The organism is Leisingera sp. ABM4_101 (genome assembly GCF_056158725.1).
Window position 1 is genome coordinate 602,613 of sequence record NZ_JBSWTV010000002.1, and the last position, 15,244, is coordinate 617,856.

Annotated in this window: 15 protein-coding genes, 1 tRNA gene and 1 riboswitch; of the genes, 6 read left to right on the forward strand and 10 right to left on the reverse strand. The window is 61.5% G+C overall.

Annotated features, from left to right (window positions below; translation table 11 throughout):
• Positions 1-42: 42 nt before the first annotated feature.
• Positions 43-294: a hypothetical protein gene (locus ACXAEK_RS03895; protein ID WP_475040024.1), complete on the forward strand. Its 252-nt coding sequence runs from the start codon at positions 43-45 to the stop codon at positions 292-294.
• A 2-nt stretch (positions 295-296) separates the two neighbouring features.
• Complete coding sequence (locus tag ACXAEK_RS03900; protein WP_475040025.1) at positions 297-2,357, forward strand: AAA family ATPase; 2,061 nt, start codon at positions 297-299, stop codon at positions 2,355-2,357.
• 163 nt (positions 2,358-2,520) lie between these two features.
• Here ACXAEK_RS03900 and ACXAEK_RS03905 read toward each other — a convergent pair whose 3' ends face one another.
• Positions 2,521-2,967 (reverse strand): terminase small subunit, encoded by a 447-nt coding sequence (locus tag ACXAEK_RS03905; RefSeq protein WP_475040026.1) that lies wholly within the window; start codon positions 2,965-2,967, stop codon positions 2,521-2,523.
• Positions 2,968-3,372: 405 nt separating this feature from the next.
• Positions 3,373-3,448 (reverse strand) — tRNA-Lys (locus tag ACXAEK_RS03910).
• A 187-nt stretch (positions 3,449-3,635) separates the two neighbouring features.
• Between ACXAEK_RS03910 and dapF the strand changes: the two genes are divergently transcribed.
• Together dapF and mtaB are read left to right on the forward strand one after the other, a co-directional pair.
• Positions 3,636-4,478, forward strand: a complete 843-nt coding sequence (gene dapF, locus ACXAEK_RS03915; protein WP_475040027.1) for a diaminopimelate epimerase — start codon at positions 3,636-3,638, stop codon at positions 4,476-4,478.
• On the forward strand, positions 4,475-5,740 hold the full coding sequence (gene mtaB, locus ACXAEK_RS03920; RefSeq protein ID WP_475040028.1) for a tRNA (N(6)-L-threonylcarbamoyladenosine(37)-C(2))-methylthiotransferase MtaB: 1,266 nt from the start codon (positions 4,475-4,477) through the stop codon (positions 5,738-5,740). Before dapF ends, mtaB begins: the two co-directional genes overlap by 4 nt.
• Positions 5,741-5,787: 47 nt before the next feature.
• Here the strand turns inward: mtaB and ACXAEK_RS03925 are convergent, their stop codons facing one another.
• From ACXAEK_RS03925 to ACXAEK_RS03945, 5 genes are all read right to left on the reverse strand, one after another.
• Positions 5,788-7,266, reverse strand: coding sequence for a calcium-binding protein (locus tag ACXAEK_RS03925; RefSeq protein ID WP_475040029.1), 1,479 nt, complete (start codon positions 7,264-7,266; stop codon positions 5,788-5,790).
• Between the two features lie 80 nt (positions 7,267-7,346).
• Positions 7,347-8,132 (reverse strand): cytochrome c1, encoded by a 786-nt coding sequence (locus ACXAEK_RS03930; RefSeq protein ID WP_475040030.1) that lies wholly within the window; start codon positions 8,130-8,132, stop codon positions 7,347-7,349.
• 19 nt (positions 8,133-8,151) lie between these two features.
• Positions 8,152-9,486 (reverse strand): cytochrome b, encoded by a 1,335-nt coding sequence (gene petB / locus ACXAEK_RS03935; protein WP_475040031.1) that lies wholly within the window; start codon positions 9,484-9,486, stop codon positions 8,152-8,154.
• Between the two features lie 12 nt (positions 9,487-9,498).
• Complete coding sequence (petA, locus tag ACXAEK_RS03940; RefSeq protein ID WP_475040032.1) at positions 9,499-10,059, reverse strand: ubiquinol-cytochrome c reductase iron-sulfur subunit; 561 nt, start codon at positions 10,057-10,059, stop codon at positions 9,499-9,501.
• A gap of 212 nt (positions 10,060-10,271) precedes the next feature.
• Positions 10,272-10,871 carry a glutathione S-transferase gene (locus ACXAEK_RS03945; protein WP_475040033.1) on the reverse strand — a complete coding sequence of 200 codons (600 nt, stop codon included), beginning with the start codon at positions 10,869-10,871 and terminating at the stop codon, positions 10,272-10,274.
• A gap of 111 nt (positions 10,872-10,982) precedes the next feature.
• On the opposite strand from ACXAEK_RS03945, the gene ACXAEK_RS03950 reads away from it, so the two are divergent.
• On the forward strand, positions 10,983-11,279 hold the full coding sequence (locus tag ACXAEK_RS03950; protein WP_475040034.1) for an antibiotic biosynthesis monooxygenase family protein: 297 nt from the start codon (positions 10,983-10,985) through the stop codon (positions 11,277-11,279).
• Between the two features lie 51 nt (positions 11,280-11,330).
• A riboswitch (FMN riboswitch) is annotated at positions 11,331-11,529 on the forward strand.
• A 79-nt stretch (positions 11,530-11,608) separates the two neighbouring features.
• Positions 11,609-12,046, forward strand: a complete 438-nt coding sequence (locus ACXAEK_RS03955; protein ID WP_475040035.1) for a 6,7-dimethyl-8-ribityllumazine synthase — start codon at positions 11,609-11,611, stop codon at positions 12,044-12,046.
• Here the strand turns inward: ACXAEK_RS03955 and ACXAEK_RS03960 are convergent.
• From ACXAEK_RS03960 to thiB, 3 genes are read right to left on the reverse strand one after another with little or no spacing between them, the layout of a single operon-like run.
• Complete coding sequence (locus tag ACXAEK_RS03960; RefSeq protein ID WP_475040036.1) at positions 12,043-12,735, reverse strand: thiamine ABC transporter ATP-binding protein; 693 nt, start codon at positions 12,733-12,735, stop codon at positions 12,043-12,045. The two genes, ACXAEK_RS03955 and ACXAEK_RS03960, sit on opposite strands and share 4 nt — an antisense overlap.
• Positions 12,722-14,278, reverse strand: coding sequence for a thiamine/thiamine pyrophosphate ABC transporter permease ThiP (locus ACXAEK_RS03965; protein ID WP_475040037.1), 1,557 nt, complete (start codon positions 14,276-14,278; stop codon positions 12,722-12,724). The genes ACXAEK_RS03960 and ACXAEK_RS03965 overlap by 14 nt, the downstream gene beginning before the upstream one ends.
• Positions 14,254-15,231, reverse strand: a complete 978-nt coding sequence (thiB, locus tag ACXAEK_RS03970) for a thiamine ABC transporter substrate binding subunit (RefSeq protein WP_475040038.1) — start codon at positions 15,229-15,231, stop codon at positions 14,254-14,256. The genes ACXAEK_RS03965 and thiB overlap by 25 nt, the downstream gene beginning before the upstream one ends.
• Between the last annotated feature and the right edge of the window lie 13 nt (positions 15,232-15,244).

Below are 15,244 nucleotides of genomic sequence, written 5' to 3' on the forward strand. Positions count from 1 at the left end.
TTACGTCTGCTAGGGGCCAGAATAACTATCTGGAGACCAGTCATGCCTAGTGACGTCAATCCCAAGCGCGCCGTATGCAAGTGCGGAGAGCTTCTGCCTGAGTACGCTGATCGTGCTACGCTGGCCGAAATCATCAGCAAGCGCCTGTTCCCTGTGACCGCGCGCACCATTCGCTCCTGGCCCCTCACTGTGAAGCACCCGAACAAAAAGGCAGTGCACAACGTCAAGGAAGCTTTGGACTTCGCGGCGGCGAAGCTTGCCAGCACCCCCGGTTACAAACAGCAGGGGTGCTGAATATGGACGGTCAGGCAATCCAGCACGAACACCAGCTCCACGGCGAAGCCTTGGATTTCTACCTTGCCTGTAAAGCTCTCATCGACCGGGGCTTCTTTGTTTTTCCCTGTCGCAAAGACAAAAGCCCTGCGACCCAAAACGGCTTCAAGGATGCGACCCAGGATTTGCGTCAAGTGTACCTCTGGGCACAAGACAAGCTTGATGTACAGCCTGCAGTGGCGTGTGCAATGTCCGGCCTTGTTGTTATCGACATCGACAACCCTGATGCCTTCGAAGCGTTCTTGGTATCAAACAAGCTGCAACTTCCGGACACCCTGAGTGTCTCGACCCCTAGTGGAGGAAAGCACCTCTACTTTGCTGTTTCTAAGGTCATTCACTGTGCATCGAAGCTGTGTGAAGGCGTAGACATCAAATATCTTGGCTATGTGCTGGCTCCACCTGCAACGGCTTACTCCAAGCGAGCAGATAGCCATGGCTCGTACCAGTGGGTCGATCCGGATCTAGACATCGCACCGATGCCGGATTGGCCGGAGATTTTGAACCCGGCGGCAGCCGCCCATCCTCCGCCTTCTGCTTCGGCGGAGCCGCGGAAGACTTTGGGGAGCAATGACACCTCTCTGGCTGAGTTGGCCGAGCTTCTCTTTCACGTCCCGGCTGACATTGATTACAATGATTGGCTGCGGATGCTGGGGGCGGTCTACACCGCAACGAGCGGTTCGTCTCAAGGGTTGGCGTTGGCTGACCAGTGGTCGTCCGGCGGGACAAAGTACAAGCCGGGGGAGGTTGACCGGATCTGGAAAACTCTGTCGGCAAACAAGTCGTCGGGCGCCCCCTGCGTTGCTGCTCTGGCATGCCAGAATGGCGCAAACCTCAGCGCCATCGGGGGGAAGTACCGTGCCTCTGAGAGCCTTGGAGAGATTGACGTCAGCGGCCTGTTGAAATCGGGGCAGGTGGCCACCCGCACAACGCCCCCCACGCCGACTCCGGCGGGCTCTGAAGCTGAAGAGCGGATCAGGCAACGCGCCCAAGCTCTTCGGTCCAGCACAATTGCGGGAGATCAGGCCGAGCCGATCCTGGACCAAGATTACTTGATCAAGGGCTGGTTGGGGCGCGCCGAATTCTCGATGCTTTACGGCCCTTCGAATGCTGGGAAGACCTTTGTCGCCCTCAACATCGCAAACCATGTTGCAAGGAACCTGGAATGGAATGGTCAGCGTGTTCGGGGAGGACCTGTGGTCTATTTTGCAGCAGAAGGCGGGCGTTCTTTGGGAAACCGCTTGGTAGCGCTGCCTGGAGGCGCGAGTGCTAACTTGCACCTCGTCCCGGAGCCCATCGATCTTTATAGCGACGAACTCGATGTTCACGCCATTGTTCAGCTTACCAAGGACATCCTGAGCGACGGTGAAAGCCCTGCTCTCATTGTTATCGACACGTTGGCTCGCTCAATTGGCGGTGCCGATGAGAACACCGGGACGGATGTAGGACTCCTTATCAATCGCGTGGACTTCATCCGCAGAGCAACTGGAGCCAATGTTATGCTGGTGCACCACACCGGCAAGGACATTGAACGTGGCGCACGGGGGCACTCATCCCTCAGGGCCGCAGTGGATACCGAAATCTTCTGCGGCAAGAAGGATGGCCAGCGTTACATCGAAGCCACAAAGCAGCGTAATGTCGAGACCGGTGCCCAGTTACCGTTTCAGTTGGAGCCGAGTTTTCTCGGCATCGATGCTGACGGCGACGAAAAGACCACCTGCTATGTAAAATTCTTGGACCCTAGCGCCCGGACAGCAGCGAAGAAGGGAGCAGGAGGCAACCAGCGTAAGGTTCTGGACCTCTTCCAGAAGTATCTGGACATTTGCATAGCTGACGGAACCGCCAAAGCCCCCGACGAAGCTTCGCCTAGCTCAGTTGACCGGGAAGACTTTAGAACATTTGCCGTCCCTAAAATGGGCAAAGGGGATGACAAAAAGAATAGGCGGGCCTTTGACGATGCGCTGAGAGCTTTGACGGGAGACGGAGCACTTGTCCCGGATGGAGCGTCTCTTGCCCTTCAACACTGATACGAAAATCACGTTTCGTAGCCTTTCGTTTTCGTTCGTCACTGCAGAGCAACGGGTACGAACGGAACGGTTCCCTTTAGGGGACCGTTTCGTTCGTTCTGGTGCAGTCTAAAAAAACTCCTGAACCTGAGGCCGATTGATAGCCCTGGAGACACAAATGGCGTCACGTTTGCTCTGCCATTCGTCGCAAAAACTCATCATCCAGCCGAATATAAGGACTGCCAGAGGCCAAAGTCTCCAGCTCCTCTAGAGAATACTCTTCCAGCGCTCGCACACCCGCGTTTACCACGGGCTCGGGACGTTTTGGCGGCACCCATCCCAGCCGGTCAAGAACATCGCGCGCAGCTTGAAGCCGTAACTGGAGGCTCGCGTCTTCGCTCAGAAGAATCTGCTCCACGACCCTTACCGCCTGAGGACCGAGTGCCTTCAACCGGTCATTCATCGCGTCTCGCACCATCTCGGTGACCTGAGGGTCACGCAGCCATCTATAGCCCATACTGTGCGCTGAGGACTGGGGCACACCGGCGTAGAGCGCCGACTGAGTTGCATTACCTGAGTCAGCATATGCTTCTGCAAACTTTGCCCGCTTTTCCCAATCCGCCTTTGCCACCAGAGTTCTCCTATGAAGTTAGATCAGGCTAAACCTAGCCCGAAGCCTCAGGTGGGATCGTCCAGTTGGGCAGTTTCCAGAAATTTGCTGCGGGTGCACAGCAGGTCAGGGAGGTACTCCATAAGGTAGGAGTCCCATCGGCGGGCCGGGTACCCGCCCCCCCACCTTAGCGGATTGGCGAGGAGCGGCCCAGACAATCTAATCGCTCGACTCACTTGCTAGGCTATGGAGCAATCAGGTCCATTTTTTGGCTGCAAGCCCCGCCTTCCCAAACCGAAGATACGCCTGAAAGGCGCAAACCCATTATGGAGGCAGATTTATCCGGATATACTCCGGAAAAAACCTGTTCCCTAGCCTGCCAAATGCCATGGCAAGGTCGCAACATATTGTTTTCTTTGGAGGAAGTGGTGAGCCGTGCAGGATTCGAACCTGCGACCCACTGATTAAAAGTCAGTTGCTCTACCAACTGAGCTAACGGCCCACTTCTTCGTTACGGTCTAAGCGTTTTTCCCAGAAGGTTCAAGCACTTATTTCGCTTCGGAACTGCTTGGCAGCGTGTGTCTCGCTGTCCCGATAGGCGGCGTATCTAGGGGGAGTAGCGCAGGGGGTCAACCCCTTTTTTCAACTTTTCTCGCCGAAGGCTGGATTCATTTCCGTGCCGGGTCTATATGCCCGCCATGAGCATCAAGCCAGATACCGCACTCCCCTTCATGAAGATGCATGGGCTGGGCAACGACTTCGTCGTTGTCGACGCGCGCGCGCAGGATATTGCCATCACTCCGGCGATGGCCAAGGGAATCGCCCACCGCCAGTTCGGCGCCGGCTTTGACCAGCTCACCGTGATCTCTAACGGCACAGGCGACGCGCATCTGACCTTCTACAACGCCGATGGCTCCACCTCCGGCGCCTGCGGCAATGCCACGCGCTGCGTCGCCCGCCATCTGATCCTGGAAAGCGGCAAGACTGATCTGCACCTGACAACAGACCGCGGCGACCTTTTTGCCCGCGATGCCGGCAACGGCCTCACCTCCGTCAACATGGGCGCCCCGCAGCTCGACTGGCAGGAAATCCCGCTGGCTGAAGAGATGGACACGCTGGAGCTGCCGATCGAAGGCGCACCCACCGCCACCGGCATGGGCAACCCCCACTGCACTTTCTTTGTCGAGGACGCCGAACTGATTCCGCTGGCGGAATTCGGCCCCCGCTATGAACACCACCCGCTTTACCCGCAGCGCACCAATGTGCAGGTCGCCCAGGTGACCGGCCCCGACCGCATCCGCATGCGCGTCTGGGAGCGCGGCGTGGGCGTCACTCTGGCCTCCGGCTCCTCCTCCTGCGCCACCACCGTTGCCGCCGCCCGCCGCGGGCTGACAGGCCGCAAGGTGCAGATCGACCTGGACGGCGGCACCCTGTGGATCGACTGGTCTGAGGACGGCGTCTGGATGACCGGCCCGACCATGCATGTGTTCGACGGCACCTTCACCCGTGAATTCCTGGAGAGCCTGGCATGAGCGTGCCCAAGTTCACCACCCTCGGCTGCCGCCTCAACGCCTATGAAACCGAGGCGATGAAGGAGCTGAGCCAGCAGGCAGGCCTGGAGAACGCGGTGGTGGTGAACACCTGCGCCGTGACGGCGGAGGCCGTGCGCAAGGCGCGCCAGGAGATCCGCAAGCTGCGCCGCGAAAACCCGGAGGCGCCGATCATCGTCACCGGCTGCGCCGCCCAGACAGAGCCGGAGACCTTTGCCGCAATGGAAGAGGTCACCCGCGTCATCGGCAACACCGAGAAGATGCAGCCCGAGACCTGGCAGGACATCGCCAAGGGCCCGGATTTCATCGGCACCACAGAAAAGGTCCAGGTCGACGACATCATGTCGGTGACAGAGACCGCAGGCCACCTGATCGACGGCTTCGGCACCCGCAGCCGCGCCTATGTTCAGGTGCAGAACGGCTGCGATCACCGCTGCACCTTCTGCATCATCCCTTATGGCCGCGGCAACTCCCGCTCGGTCCCCGCCGGGGTCGTGATCGACCAGATCAAGCGGCTGGTGGACAGGGGCTACAACGAGGTGGTTCTGACCGGCGTGGACCTCACCTCCTGGGGCGCTGATCTGCCCGCACAGCCCCGCCTGGGCGACTTGGTGATGCGGATCCTGAAACTGGTGCCGGACCTGCCGCGGCTGCGCATCTCCTCCATCGATTCGATCGAGGCGGACGAGAACCTGATGCAGGCCATCGCCACCGAACCGCGGCTGATGCCGCATCTGCACCTGTCGCTGCAGCACGGCGACGACCTGATCCTGAAACGCATGGCCCGCCGCCACCTGCGGGACGACGCCATCGCCTTCTGCGAGGAAGCCCGCCGCTTGCGCCCGGAGATGACTTTCGGCGCCGACATCATCGCGGGCTTCCCGACCGAATCCGACGCCCATTTCGAGAACTCGCTGAAACTGGTCACTGACTGCGATCTGACCTGGCTGCACGTCTTCCCCTATTCCAAGCGCGAGGGCACCCCGGCGGCGAAGATCCCGAACCAGGTGAACGGCAGCGTGATCAAGGAACGCGCAGCCCGCCTGCGCGCGGCTGGTGACGCTCAGGTGGACCGGCATTTGGCTGAACAGATCGGCAAGACCCACCGCATCCTGATGGAAAACCCGCATATGGGCCGAACCGAACAGTTCACCGAGGTGGCCTTTGCCACCGCGCAGGAAGAAGGCAGCATCGTCACGGCGGCGATTGCAGGAGCAACCAGCACCCGCCTCACAGCCGCCTGATCTAAAACTGGCCGTCTGCCGGCTCCGGATCAGCTGGTCCGGCTCGACTACAGCAGGAAGTTGTCCTCCGTCAGGCCGGTTGTTTCCAGCAGGACGATCTTCAGATCAGCCTTGCCATCACCGTCTGCATCCGCGCGGATCACTGTATTGCCGTCTTTGCGGAACACCCGCAGCTCCGCGTCTCCGGACGCCGTAAACCTGCCGGAGCCGAGGTAAGTGAAGCTGTCCGCCTCCAAAACGTTTTGAAAGTCGAGAAGATCGTTGTCTGCGTCGAATCTTTTGACCCGGTCGTGACCGCCCCCAACAGGAGATTCTCCAACCGACGTCCAGACAAAAGTATCAATGCCGCCACCGCCTTCCAGCGTGTCAGCCCCCACTCCACCGTGCAGCCAATTGTCACCTCCTGACCAATAGCCAGACAAACTGTCATTGCCCTTGCCCCCGATGAGGGTATTGCTGCCAGTCCCGCTGGACAGAATGTCATCACCAGCCCCCCCGGAGATAAAGTCATCCCCCGAACCGCCCCATAGGGTGTCATCTCCGTTCCGGCCCCTGAGCCGGTCATCGCCAGTTCCACCGCCAAGATAGTCATCAGCATCGCCACCGATCAGGGTGTCGTTGTCTGCCCCTCCGGACACTGATGCCGCAGATCCGTTTCCGATAGTCCGGTACAAATCGAAGCCGGCTCCAAGATCAACAGCGCCTTCAATGCGGCCAGCGTTTACAAAAACATCCCCGGTATCGCCGCCACGTGTTTCCTCATAGACCGCGCTGCCCTGGACATTTCCAGTGATCAAGCCATGATTGGTCAGTTCCAGTTCCCTATGCGTGTAGCGCCCAAGTGCGGAGATAGCGAAACCGGAACTGTCTGCAGAGATTGTCCCGTAATTTACAATTTGCGCACGAGCACCCACTTCGATTGCAGTATCGCCTGCAATATCTCCGTAGTTGACGATTTTGACGAAACTGCGCCCATGTGATTTGACACCAAATGCATCACCTGTGATGTCACCGGTATTTATGATCGTCGCCGTCCCTGAAACCGATACCGCGGTCCGGCCGGAAATACTGCCACTGTTGGTGATGTCGGCGGACCCTGGGCGGCCTACCCTGACACCAAACTGGACGCCGTCCAAATTGCCGCTGTTGGAAATATCAGCGCGCGCGGACACGCTGTCAGAAAAGCTCGAAACTTTAACGGCCGCAGCCACCCCGAAAATATCGCCCCGGTTGACCAGATCAACGCCCGTGCTTGCAACCCGGACCCCGTCCCGGTCCGCAACAATGCTGCCGCCCTCAGCGTTCAGTACATAGGCATCCGCGGCCCGCACCATAACACCTGCGCCGGCCCCGGCTTCGATCCGGCCCTCACTCCGGATGACCGCCCCATCCGCTTCGGGCGTGACGGCCACGGCGGGCCCGTCAGCAGCCCCTGCTGTGAGGCGGACATGCCCGCCGATAAAGACAGCGCCGGGCTGCGAAACAAAAAATTTGCTATCTGCGGACGCAGGAAAAACAGAAGCCATCTTAACAATCCCACAAAAAAAGACCCCTGCACCTTAGCGCAGGGGTTTCCTAAAATAAGTCTGAAAAACCAGACCTCTTGTCAGTGCTTGCCCTTGTGCGGCGCCCACAGTTTCTTGTTGGTCAGGTACAGCATCACCGACAGCAGGGTCAGGAACAGCACGCCGACAAAACCGGCCTGCTTGCGCGCCATCATCTTGGGCTCAGCCGTCCACATCAGGAAGGCTGCGACGTCCTGCGACATGGCTTCCACGTCGTTTGCGTGACCGTCGGCATATTCCACCTGCTCATCCGACAGCGGCGGCGCCATCGAAATCCAGCCGCCCGGGAAGGCGGTGTTTTCATAGAAGGTGGTGCCTGCCTCTTCCTTGGTCTCACCGGTGTAGCCGGCCAGCAGCGAAGCGATGTACTCGGCACCGCCCATGCCTTTGAACAGCTGGTTCAGACCCAGGCCGTAGGGGCCGTGGAAACCCGCACGCGCCTTGGCCATCATGCTGAGGTCAGGGGCGCCTGCGTTGTTGTTTTCCGGGAAGAAGTCGACCGGCTTGGCCGGGCGGTCCTCATCCAGTTCCGGATCGTAGACGCTGAAGTTGTCAGCTGCGTAGGCACGCACCTGATCCTCCGGCATCTGCGGGCCGCCCTCGTCGGACAGGGTGCGGATCGGCACCAGCTTCAGCCCGTGGCAGGCTGCGCAGACTTCGGTGTAGATCTGCAGGCCGCGCTGCAGCTGGTTGCGGTCGTAGGTGCCAAAGGGACCCTCAAACGAGAAGTCGTAATCTTCGACATGGCCTGCCCCGCCTGCTGCGAAGGACGCAGCAGGGATCAGGGCCAGAGCGAAGGCGGCACCGGTTGCCAGTTTCTTGAACATTGCTAGGTGTTCCTTCTTCTTACTCGGCAGGAGTGGCGTCTGCAGAAGACTTCTTGCCGTAGTGGGCGTCGAAATCCTCTTCGATGGTGGCAGGCTGTGCCAGCGGCTTCTCGATCACGCCCAGCAGCGGCAGGATCACGAAGAAGTAGCCGAACCAGTAGGCCGATGCGATCAGCGAGAACGATGCATAGGGCTCTTCCGCCGGCATCGCGCCCAGCCACATCAGGGCAAAGAAGTCCACGACCAGCAGCGCAAACCACCACTTGAACATCGGGCGGTAACGGCCCGAACGCACGTTGGAGGTGTCCAGCCAGGGCGCCAGCGCCATGGCCAGGATCGCGCCGAACATGGCGATCACGCCGAAGAACTTCGCGTCGATAATGCCGCCGGTCACGAAGGAGGCAAACTGCACCACCCAGACCTCGGAGGTGAAGGCACGCAGGATCGCGTAGAACGGCAGGAAGTACCATTCCGGAACGATGTGCGCCGGGGTCACCAGCGGGTTGGCTTCGATGTAGTTGTCCGGGTGGCCAAGGTAGTTCGGCATGAAGCCGACGATGGCCCAGAAGATCACCAGCACAACGGCCAGGCCCAGGAAGTCCTTGATCACGAAATACGGCCAGAACGGCAGGGTGTCTTTCTCTGCTTCCGCTTTCGAACCTTTACGGACATCAACACCGGTCGGGTTGTTGTTGCCGGTGGTGTGGAAGGCCCAGATGTGCACGATCACCAGCGCTGCGATCACGAAGGGCAGCAGGTAGTGCAGCGAGAAGAAGCGGTTCAGGGTGGCATTGTCCACCGCCGGTCCGCCCAAGAGCCAGGTCTGGATTGCTTCGCCGATGAACGGGATCGCGCCGAACAGGCCGGTGATGACGGTGGCACCCCAGAAGGACATCTGGCCCCAGGGCAGCACGTAGCCCATGAAGGCGGTGCCCATCATCATCAGGTAGATCAGCATGCCGACAATCCATGTGATCTCGCGGGGCGCCTTGTAGGAGCCATAATACAGGCCGCGGAAGATGTGGATGTAGACGGCAACAAAGAACAGCGAGGCGCCGTTCATATGCAGATACCGCAGCATATGGCCGCCGTTCACGTCGCGCATGATATGCTCGACAGAGGCGAACGCCAGATCAACATGCGGGGTGTAGTGCATCACCAGGACGATGCCGGTGACGATTTGCAGCGCCAGGCAGAACGCCAGGACGATGCCCCAGATCCACCACCAGTTCAGGTTCTTGGGGGTGGGGATCATGATGGTGTCATAGATCAGGCCGACGATGGGCAGGCGGCTGTGCAGCCACTTTTCTGCGCCTGTCTTCGGCTCGTAATGGTCGTGCGGAATACCGGACATGAGCGCGTTTCCTTATCCCAGCTTGATAGTGTTGGCGTCGGTGAACTCAGCCACCGGCACGTGCAGGTTCTCAGGCGCCGGGCCTTTGCGGATGCGGCCTGCGGTGTCGTAGTGCGAACCGTGGCAGGGGCAGAACCAGCCGTTGAACTCGCCTGCACCGTCGCCCAGCGGCACACAGCCCAGGTGGGTGCAGACACCCATCATCACCAGCCATTCGCCGGCTTCGTCCATGGTGCGGTTGACGTCAGCCGCATCGGTGCCCGGCTTGTTCGGGTTTTCCGACCGCGGGTCGATCAGTTCGGACAGCTCCACAGCACGGGCGGCCTCGATCTCTTCCGGGGTGCGGCGGCGGATGAACACCGGCTTACCCAGGAACATGACCGAGATCTGCGTGCCAACTTCCACGCCGCTGACATCGACCAGGATCGAGGACAGCGCTTTCACGTCGGCGGAGGGGTTCATCTGGTTGACCAGGGGCCATACGGCGGCACCCGCAGTCACTGCCCCGGCGCCGGCAGTGGCGTAGTAGAGGAAATCTCTCCGGGTTCCTTCGTGGTCTTCTGCGTGGGACACGAGGTTTTCTCCAATTCCAGCGCCCGTTTAGGGCAAACATGCGCATGCACCGCGATTGCTCGCAGTGACTCAGGCGCGTGTCTAGCGGGGAGAGAGCCGTTCGTCCAGCGGTCATGGGCGCGCAGAAAGCCGCAGACGGCAATTCTGTCACGCCTGTGTGACAGTGCCGCACCCATATCGGCGCGGCACCGGCCTGTTTCAAGGGGCAGGCGTCAAGCCGCGGGCGGTTTTGACGCCTGCATCGACGGGCGCGATTCGAAATCCGCGAACCAATCTGCCAGCGCCTCATTGCCATGGCGCCAGTTGGTGTCCGGGTGGCGGAAGTCCACATAGGCCAGTGCGCAGGCCACGGCGATCTGCCCGGTGTCCAGCGGCCCCTGCAGGTGGCTCATCCAGCGGGCATTCAGCGCAGCGCAGCCGCCCAGCACCTTGCCCTGCTGTGCCTCCAGCCAGCTATCCCACTGTTTTTCCTCTGGGCGCAGCCGTTTTTCATAAGACATCAGCACCGCCGCATCCATGATTCCGTCGGCGGTGGCTTCCAGCACCTTGCTGTCCCAGCCGCCCGACAGCCTGCCGCCGGCGCGCTCATCCAAGTACGCGCAGATCACCCGGCTGTCATACAGCGCCGGGCCGTCATTGCGCTCCAGCGCCGGGATCTTGGCCAGCGGGTTGCTGGCCTTCACATCCGCAGCAGGTTTCAGGGGGGTGGTGGTGACGTCCAGTATTTCAACATCCTCCAGCTGCCCGGTTTCATGCAGCAGCACCACAACCTTGCGGGCAAAGGGGGATGCTTGGGAAAAAGTGAGCTTCATGGGAAATCCTCCGCTGTTTGGCTGCAGCCTAATGCAAGCGGGACTGAGGGGAAGGGGCAATTGCCGCACTGTGTTAAACTGGAACTCTGTAACAAGTGACAGGAGCCCAAAATGATCATGCGGATATTCCAGGTTACCGTCCGGCCCGGCAAGGAGGCTGAATTCAGCAGGTTCTTTCACGAAACCGCAATCCCGCTGATGAAGGGCACCGATGGCATCGTCTCAGTGCTGCCGGGCGCACCGCGCTCTGAATCCCCGCGGGAGTTCAGCTTTGTCATGGTGTGGAAGGATCTGGCCTCGCTCAAGGCATTTGTGGGTGAGGATTACACCAGCCCGCACATCGACCCGGCCGAGGCCAAACTGGTCGAGTCGCGCACCATCAGGCATTACGATCTTGTGGAAACCTGACGCAGCCGCGTTTTTCCTGCTTGCAGGAATCTCCGCTGCTTGCCAATGTCGCGCCGTTCTCAGGGCGGGGCGGAATTCCCCACCGGCGGTAAGCGGGCACGTCCCGTAAGCCCGCGAGCGGCGTCTGTGTCCACAATCCGAAAAGTGGAAACCGGTTTTCGGATAAATTGTGGAACAAAGCACAGATGTGTCAGCAGATCTGGTGCGACTCCAGAGCCGACGGTCACAGTCCGGATGGAAGAGAACGTGCAGAAGGGCGGCGTCAGGCGCGCGCCCGTCTGCTCGTGATCGCCTTGGGTGACGTGTCAGAACCACAAGGAGATTACGAAATGACACACACCCGCTATGCCTTCATCAAGGCGCAATGGCATGCCGATATTGTCGACCAGGCGCTGGAGGGTTTCCTGCAGCTGATCCCGGCAGAGCAGGTCGACGTGTTCGACGTGCCCGGCGCCTTTGAAATGCCCCTGCTGGCACAGGAACTGGCAAAGACCGGAAAATACGCCGCCGTAGCCTGTGCAGCGCTGGTTGTCGACGGCGGTATCTACCGGCATGATTTTGTCGCCCAGGCGGTGGTCGACGGGCTGATGCGCGCCGGCATGGACACCGGGGTGCCGGTGCTGTCGGTCTCACTGACCCCGCACCACTTCCAGGAAACCGAACATCACATGGCAATTTACCGCGCGCACTTTGTGCAAAAAGGCAACGAAGCCGCCAGCGCAGCCCTGATGATTACAAAAACGCGGGAAACGGCATTGGCCGCTTAACCTAAATACGCCTTCAAGGCAGGCGGCGGGTTGTCCAGCAGCTCCGCCGTCTGTTGCGGCTCATGCGCCCTTCCCTCCGCCACCAGCACCACCTGATCCGCAATCCGGCGAGCGTCGTTCGGGTCATGGCTGACCATCAGCACCGTGGCGCCGCTTTCGCGCGCCAGCTCTGCCACCAGATCCAGCATTTCAGCCTTCAGCGCCGGGCCCAGCGCGGCAAAGGGCTCATCCAGCAGCAGAATGTCGCGCCCCTGCACCAGCACCCGCGCCAGCGCCACCCGGCTTTGCTGCCCGCCCGACAGCGCCGCAGGCTTGCGGGTGCCCATGCCGTCAAGCCCGACACGGGCCAGCGCGGCCTCTACCCGGCCCCACTCCGCCGCGTTCAGCCGCAAGTTCGCATGCAGCCCCAGCGCCACATTCTGCGCCACGGTCAGATGCGGGAACAGGTTGCCGTCCTGAAACAGCATCGCCACCGGCCGCTTGCCCGGCGCCTGGCGGGTCAGGTCCGTGCCATTCCACAAAATGCGCCCGCGGGTGACGGGGAGGAAACCGGCAATCGCCTCCACCAGCGTCGATTTCCCGGCGCCGGAGGGTCCGATCACAGCCACGCAAGCGCCGCGCGCGATCGCCAGATCCGCTTCCACCGCGTAATCGCCATTCATGATCCGGCAGGCCTCAAGCCTCAGCATGCCAGCGCCCTCCGCGGTCCAAAACCCAAAACGCCCCCATCGACAGCAGCAGCAGCAGCAATGCTGCACCTGCCGCCGCCTCCATCCGGTAGGCCCCCATCAGCCGGTAGATTTGCAAGGGCAGCGTTGCGAACTCCGGATCAGCAAACAGCGCCACCACACCCAGATCCCCCATCGACAGGGCGGCCGCCAGTCCTGCGGCAAACCCGGTCTGCGCCCGCATTCGCGGCAGGTAGACATGGCGGACAAACGCCCAGCCCTGCATGTCCAGCGACAGCGACAAGCGGCCATAGCGCCCCAGCACCTCCCGTGCACGCGGCACCAGAATGCGCATGGCAAAGGGCAGCGCCATCACCGCATTGACCAGCGCTGTCACCGGCAGCGCCAGCGCAAAAGGGTCCGCAACGGGGTAGACCAGGATGAACAGCCCGGTGCCGATCACCAGCGGCGAGGCCGCAAGCCCCAGGATACCCGACAGCTCGCTCATGCCGCTACGCCCGGCAGCAGCCGCAGCGGCCATCGGCAGGGCCAGCATCAGCAGAATCACGGTGCTGAGCGCGGCAACCAGAATGGAGTTGCCCGCCGCCTGCCAAACACCGCTGTTCAAATCTGTCAGCCCCTGCATCCCCGCCAGCACAATCGCCGCCAGCGGCAGCAGCAAAAACGCCGCGGACAGGATAATCCAGAACCCGTCCAAACCGCGCGCCAAGCCGCCCTGCCCGTCCCAGCGCCGCACCGCCCGGTCCAGGCCCGCACCAAAGCCCTCACCCGCCGACACCCGCAGCGCCACCATCGCGGCGGCACCGGTCAGCAGCAGCTGGATACCCGACAGCAGCGCCGCGCGGCCCAGGTCAAAGTCAAAACGAAAGGCCTGATATATGGCGAGTTCAATGGTCGTCGCCTTCGGCCCGCCGCCCAGGGTCAGCGCCACCGCAAAGCTCGACAGGCAAATGGCAAACACCACCGCCAGCGCCCCTGGCGCCACCCGCCGCAGCATCGGCCCTTCCAGCAGCCGCCACATCGCCAGCGGCCCGGCATCCAGCTGCGCCGCCAGCCGGAAGCGTTCGGCGGGGATCTCCTGCCAGCCCTGCAGGATCAGCCGCGTCGCCAGCGGCAGATTGAAGAACACATGCGCCAGCACCACCCCGTGCAGTCCGTAGATCTGAACAGGCTCTAACCCTAGGGAAATCAGCCCCTGGCTCAGCCAGCCCGCCCGGCCAAAGACCGCCAGCAGGCCTAGGATGGCCACAATAACAGGCAGAATGAAGGGCGCGCCCAACAACGCAATCAGCAGGCGCCGCCCCGGAAACCGCCGCCGCGCCAGCGCGCGGGCGACAGGAATGGCGAGGCCAACACTCAATAGCGCCGACAGGCTCGCCTGGGTCAGGGTGAACCGCAGCGCGGCCCAGTCGCTGGCGCCAAACCCTGTGCCGGCCTCAGCCCTGAGCGCAACAGCCCCCAACGTCCCCAATATCAGCGCAGCCACCAAAAAGGCAGCGCTGATACCGGGAAAGGCGCTTACTGGCTGAGCGCGTCCAGCCATTCGCCCAGCGCCGCATCGCGCACCTCTGCCGCTTCCGTCTCGCTCAGCAGCAGCGATTTTTCCGGCGCGATCAGGGTGCCGAATCCTTCCGGCAGGCCTGCCGCCGGGGTCACCGCCGGGTACATCCAGTTGGTGGTCGGGATGATCGACTGGAACGCGTCCGACACCATGAAGGCCAGGAACTGATCCGCCAGCTCCGGCTGATCGCTGTTCGCCAGCTTGCCGGCCACTTCCACCTGCATGTAATGCCCCTCGTCAAAGGCCGCTGCCGCCTTGGAGCCGTCTTCCTCGGCAATCAGGTGATAAGCGGGCGATGTGGTGTAGGAGAGCACCATGTCGGCCTCGCCTTCCAGGAACATGCCATAGGCCTCGGACCAGCCCTTGGTTACGGTCACGACGTTGTCAGAGAGGCCCTTCCAAATCTCCGGCGCCTCGTCGCCATAGGCGGCCTTGACCCACAGCAGCAGGCCCAGGCCGGGGGTCGAGGAGCGCGGATCCTGAATGACGATCTTGGTGTCGCTGGCGGCCAGCGCCTTGAAGTCCGCGGGCGCTGCGGCATCAGCGTTGTGCACAAAGGCGAAGTAGCCCCAGTCATAAGGCACAAAGGTCGCGTCGTTCCACTCCACCGGCAGCGCAAACTCGGCGCTGACCGAATGCTCTGCAAACAACCCGGTTTCTTTGGCCGCCGCGGTCAGGTTGGTATCCAGCCCCAGCACCACGTCCGCGTCCGACCGCGCGCCCTCCAGCTTGACCCGCGCCAAAAGCGCAGCACCGTCGCCCGCTCCAACCAGTTTCAGGTCGCAGCCGCACACTTCCTCAAACGCTTTCTCCACCGCAGGCCCCGGCCCCCAGTCGGAAACAAAGCTGTCATAGGTATAAACGACCAGTTCGGGCGTCTCGGCAAAGGCTGCCGAGGCGCCGAGCAGTCCCGCTGCAAATGCAAGATGTTTCATGCCATCCTCCTTT

Bases quoted from the DNA above. Each gene is read 5' to 3' on its own strand.
- ACXAEK_RS03955 (WP_475040035.1), top strand. From the start codon at position 11,609: ATGACACACACCCGCTATGCCTTCATCAAGGCGCAATGGCATGCCGAT.
- ACXAEK_RS03930 (WP_475040030.1), bottom strand. From the start codon at position 8,132: ATGTTCAAGAAACTGGCAACCGGTGCCGCCTTCGCTCTGGCCCTGATC.
- ACXAEK_RS03900 (WP_475040025.1), top strand. From the start codon at position 297: ATGGACGGTCAGGCAATCCAGCACGAACACCAGCTCCACGGCGAAGCC.
- mtaB (WP_475040028.1), top strand. From the start codon at position 4,475: ATGAGCGTGCCCAAGTTCACCACCCTCGGCTGCCGCCTCAACGCCTAT.
- ACXAEK_RS03895 (WP_475040024.1), top strand. From the start codon at position 43: ATGCCTAGTGACGTCAATCCCAAGCGCGCCGTATGCAAGTGCGGAGAG.
- ACXAEK_RS03965 (WP_475040037.1), bottom strand. From the start codon at position 14,278: ATGGCTGGACGCGCTCAGCCAGTAAGCGCCTTTCCCGGTATCAGCGCT.
- ACXAEK_RS03925 (WP_475040029.1), bottom strand. From the start codon at position 7,266: ATGGCTTCTGTTTTTCCTGCGTCCGCAGATAGCAAATTTTTTGTTTCG.
- ACXAEK_RS03950 (WP_475040034.1), top strand. From the start codon at position 10,983: ATGATCATGCGGATATTCCAGGTTACCGTCCGGCCCGGCAAGGAGGCT.
- thiB (WP_475040038.1), bottom strand. From the start codon at position 15,231: ATGAAACATCTTGCATTTGCAGCGGGACTGCTCGGCGCCTCGGCAGCC.
- dapF (WP_475040027.1), top strand. From the start codon at position 3,636: ATGCCCGCCATGAGCATCAAGCCAGATACCGCACTCCCCTTCATGAAG.
- petB (WP_475040031.1), bottom strand. From the start codon at position 9,486: ATGTCCGGTATTCCGCACGACCATTACGAGCCGAAGACAGGCGCAGAA.
- ACXAEK_RS03945 (WP_475040033.1), bottom strand. From the start codon at position 10,871: ATGAAGCTCACTTTTTCCCAAGCATCCCCCTTTGCCCGCAAGGTTGTG.
- ACXAEK_RS03960 (WP_475040036.1), bottom strand. From the start codon at position 12,735: ATGCTGAGGCTTGAGGCCTGCCGGATCATGAATGGCGATTACGCGGTG.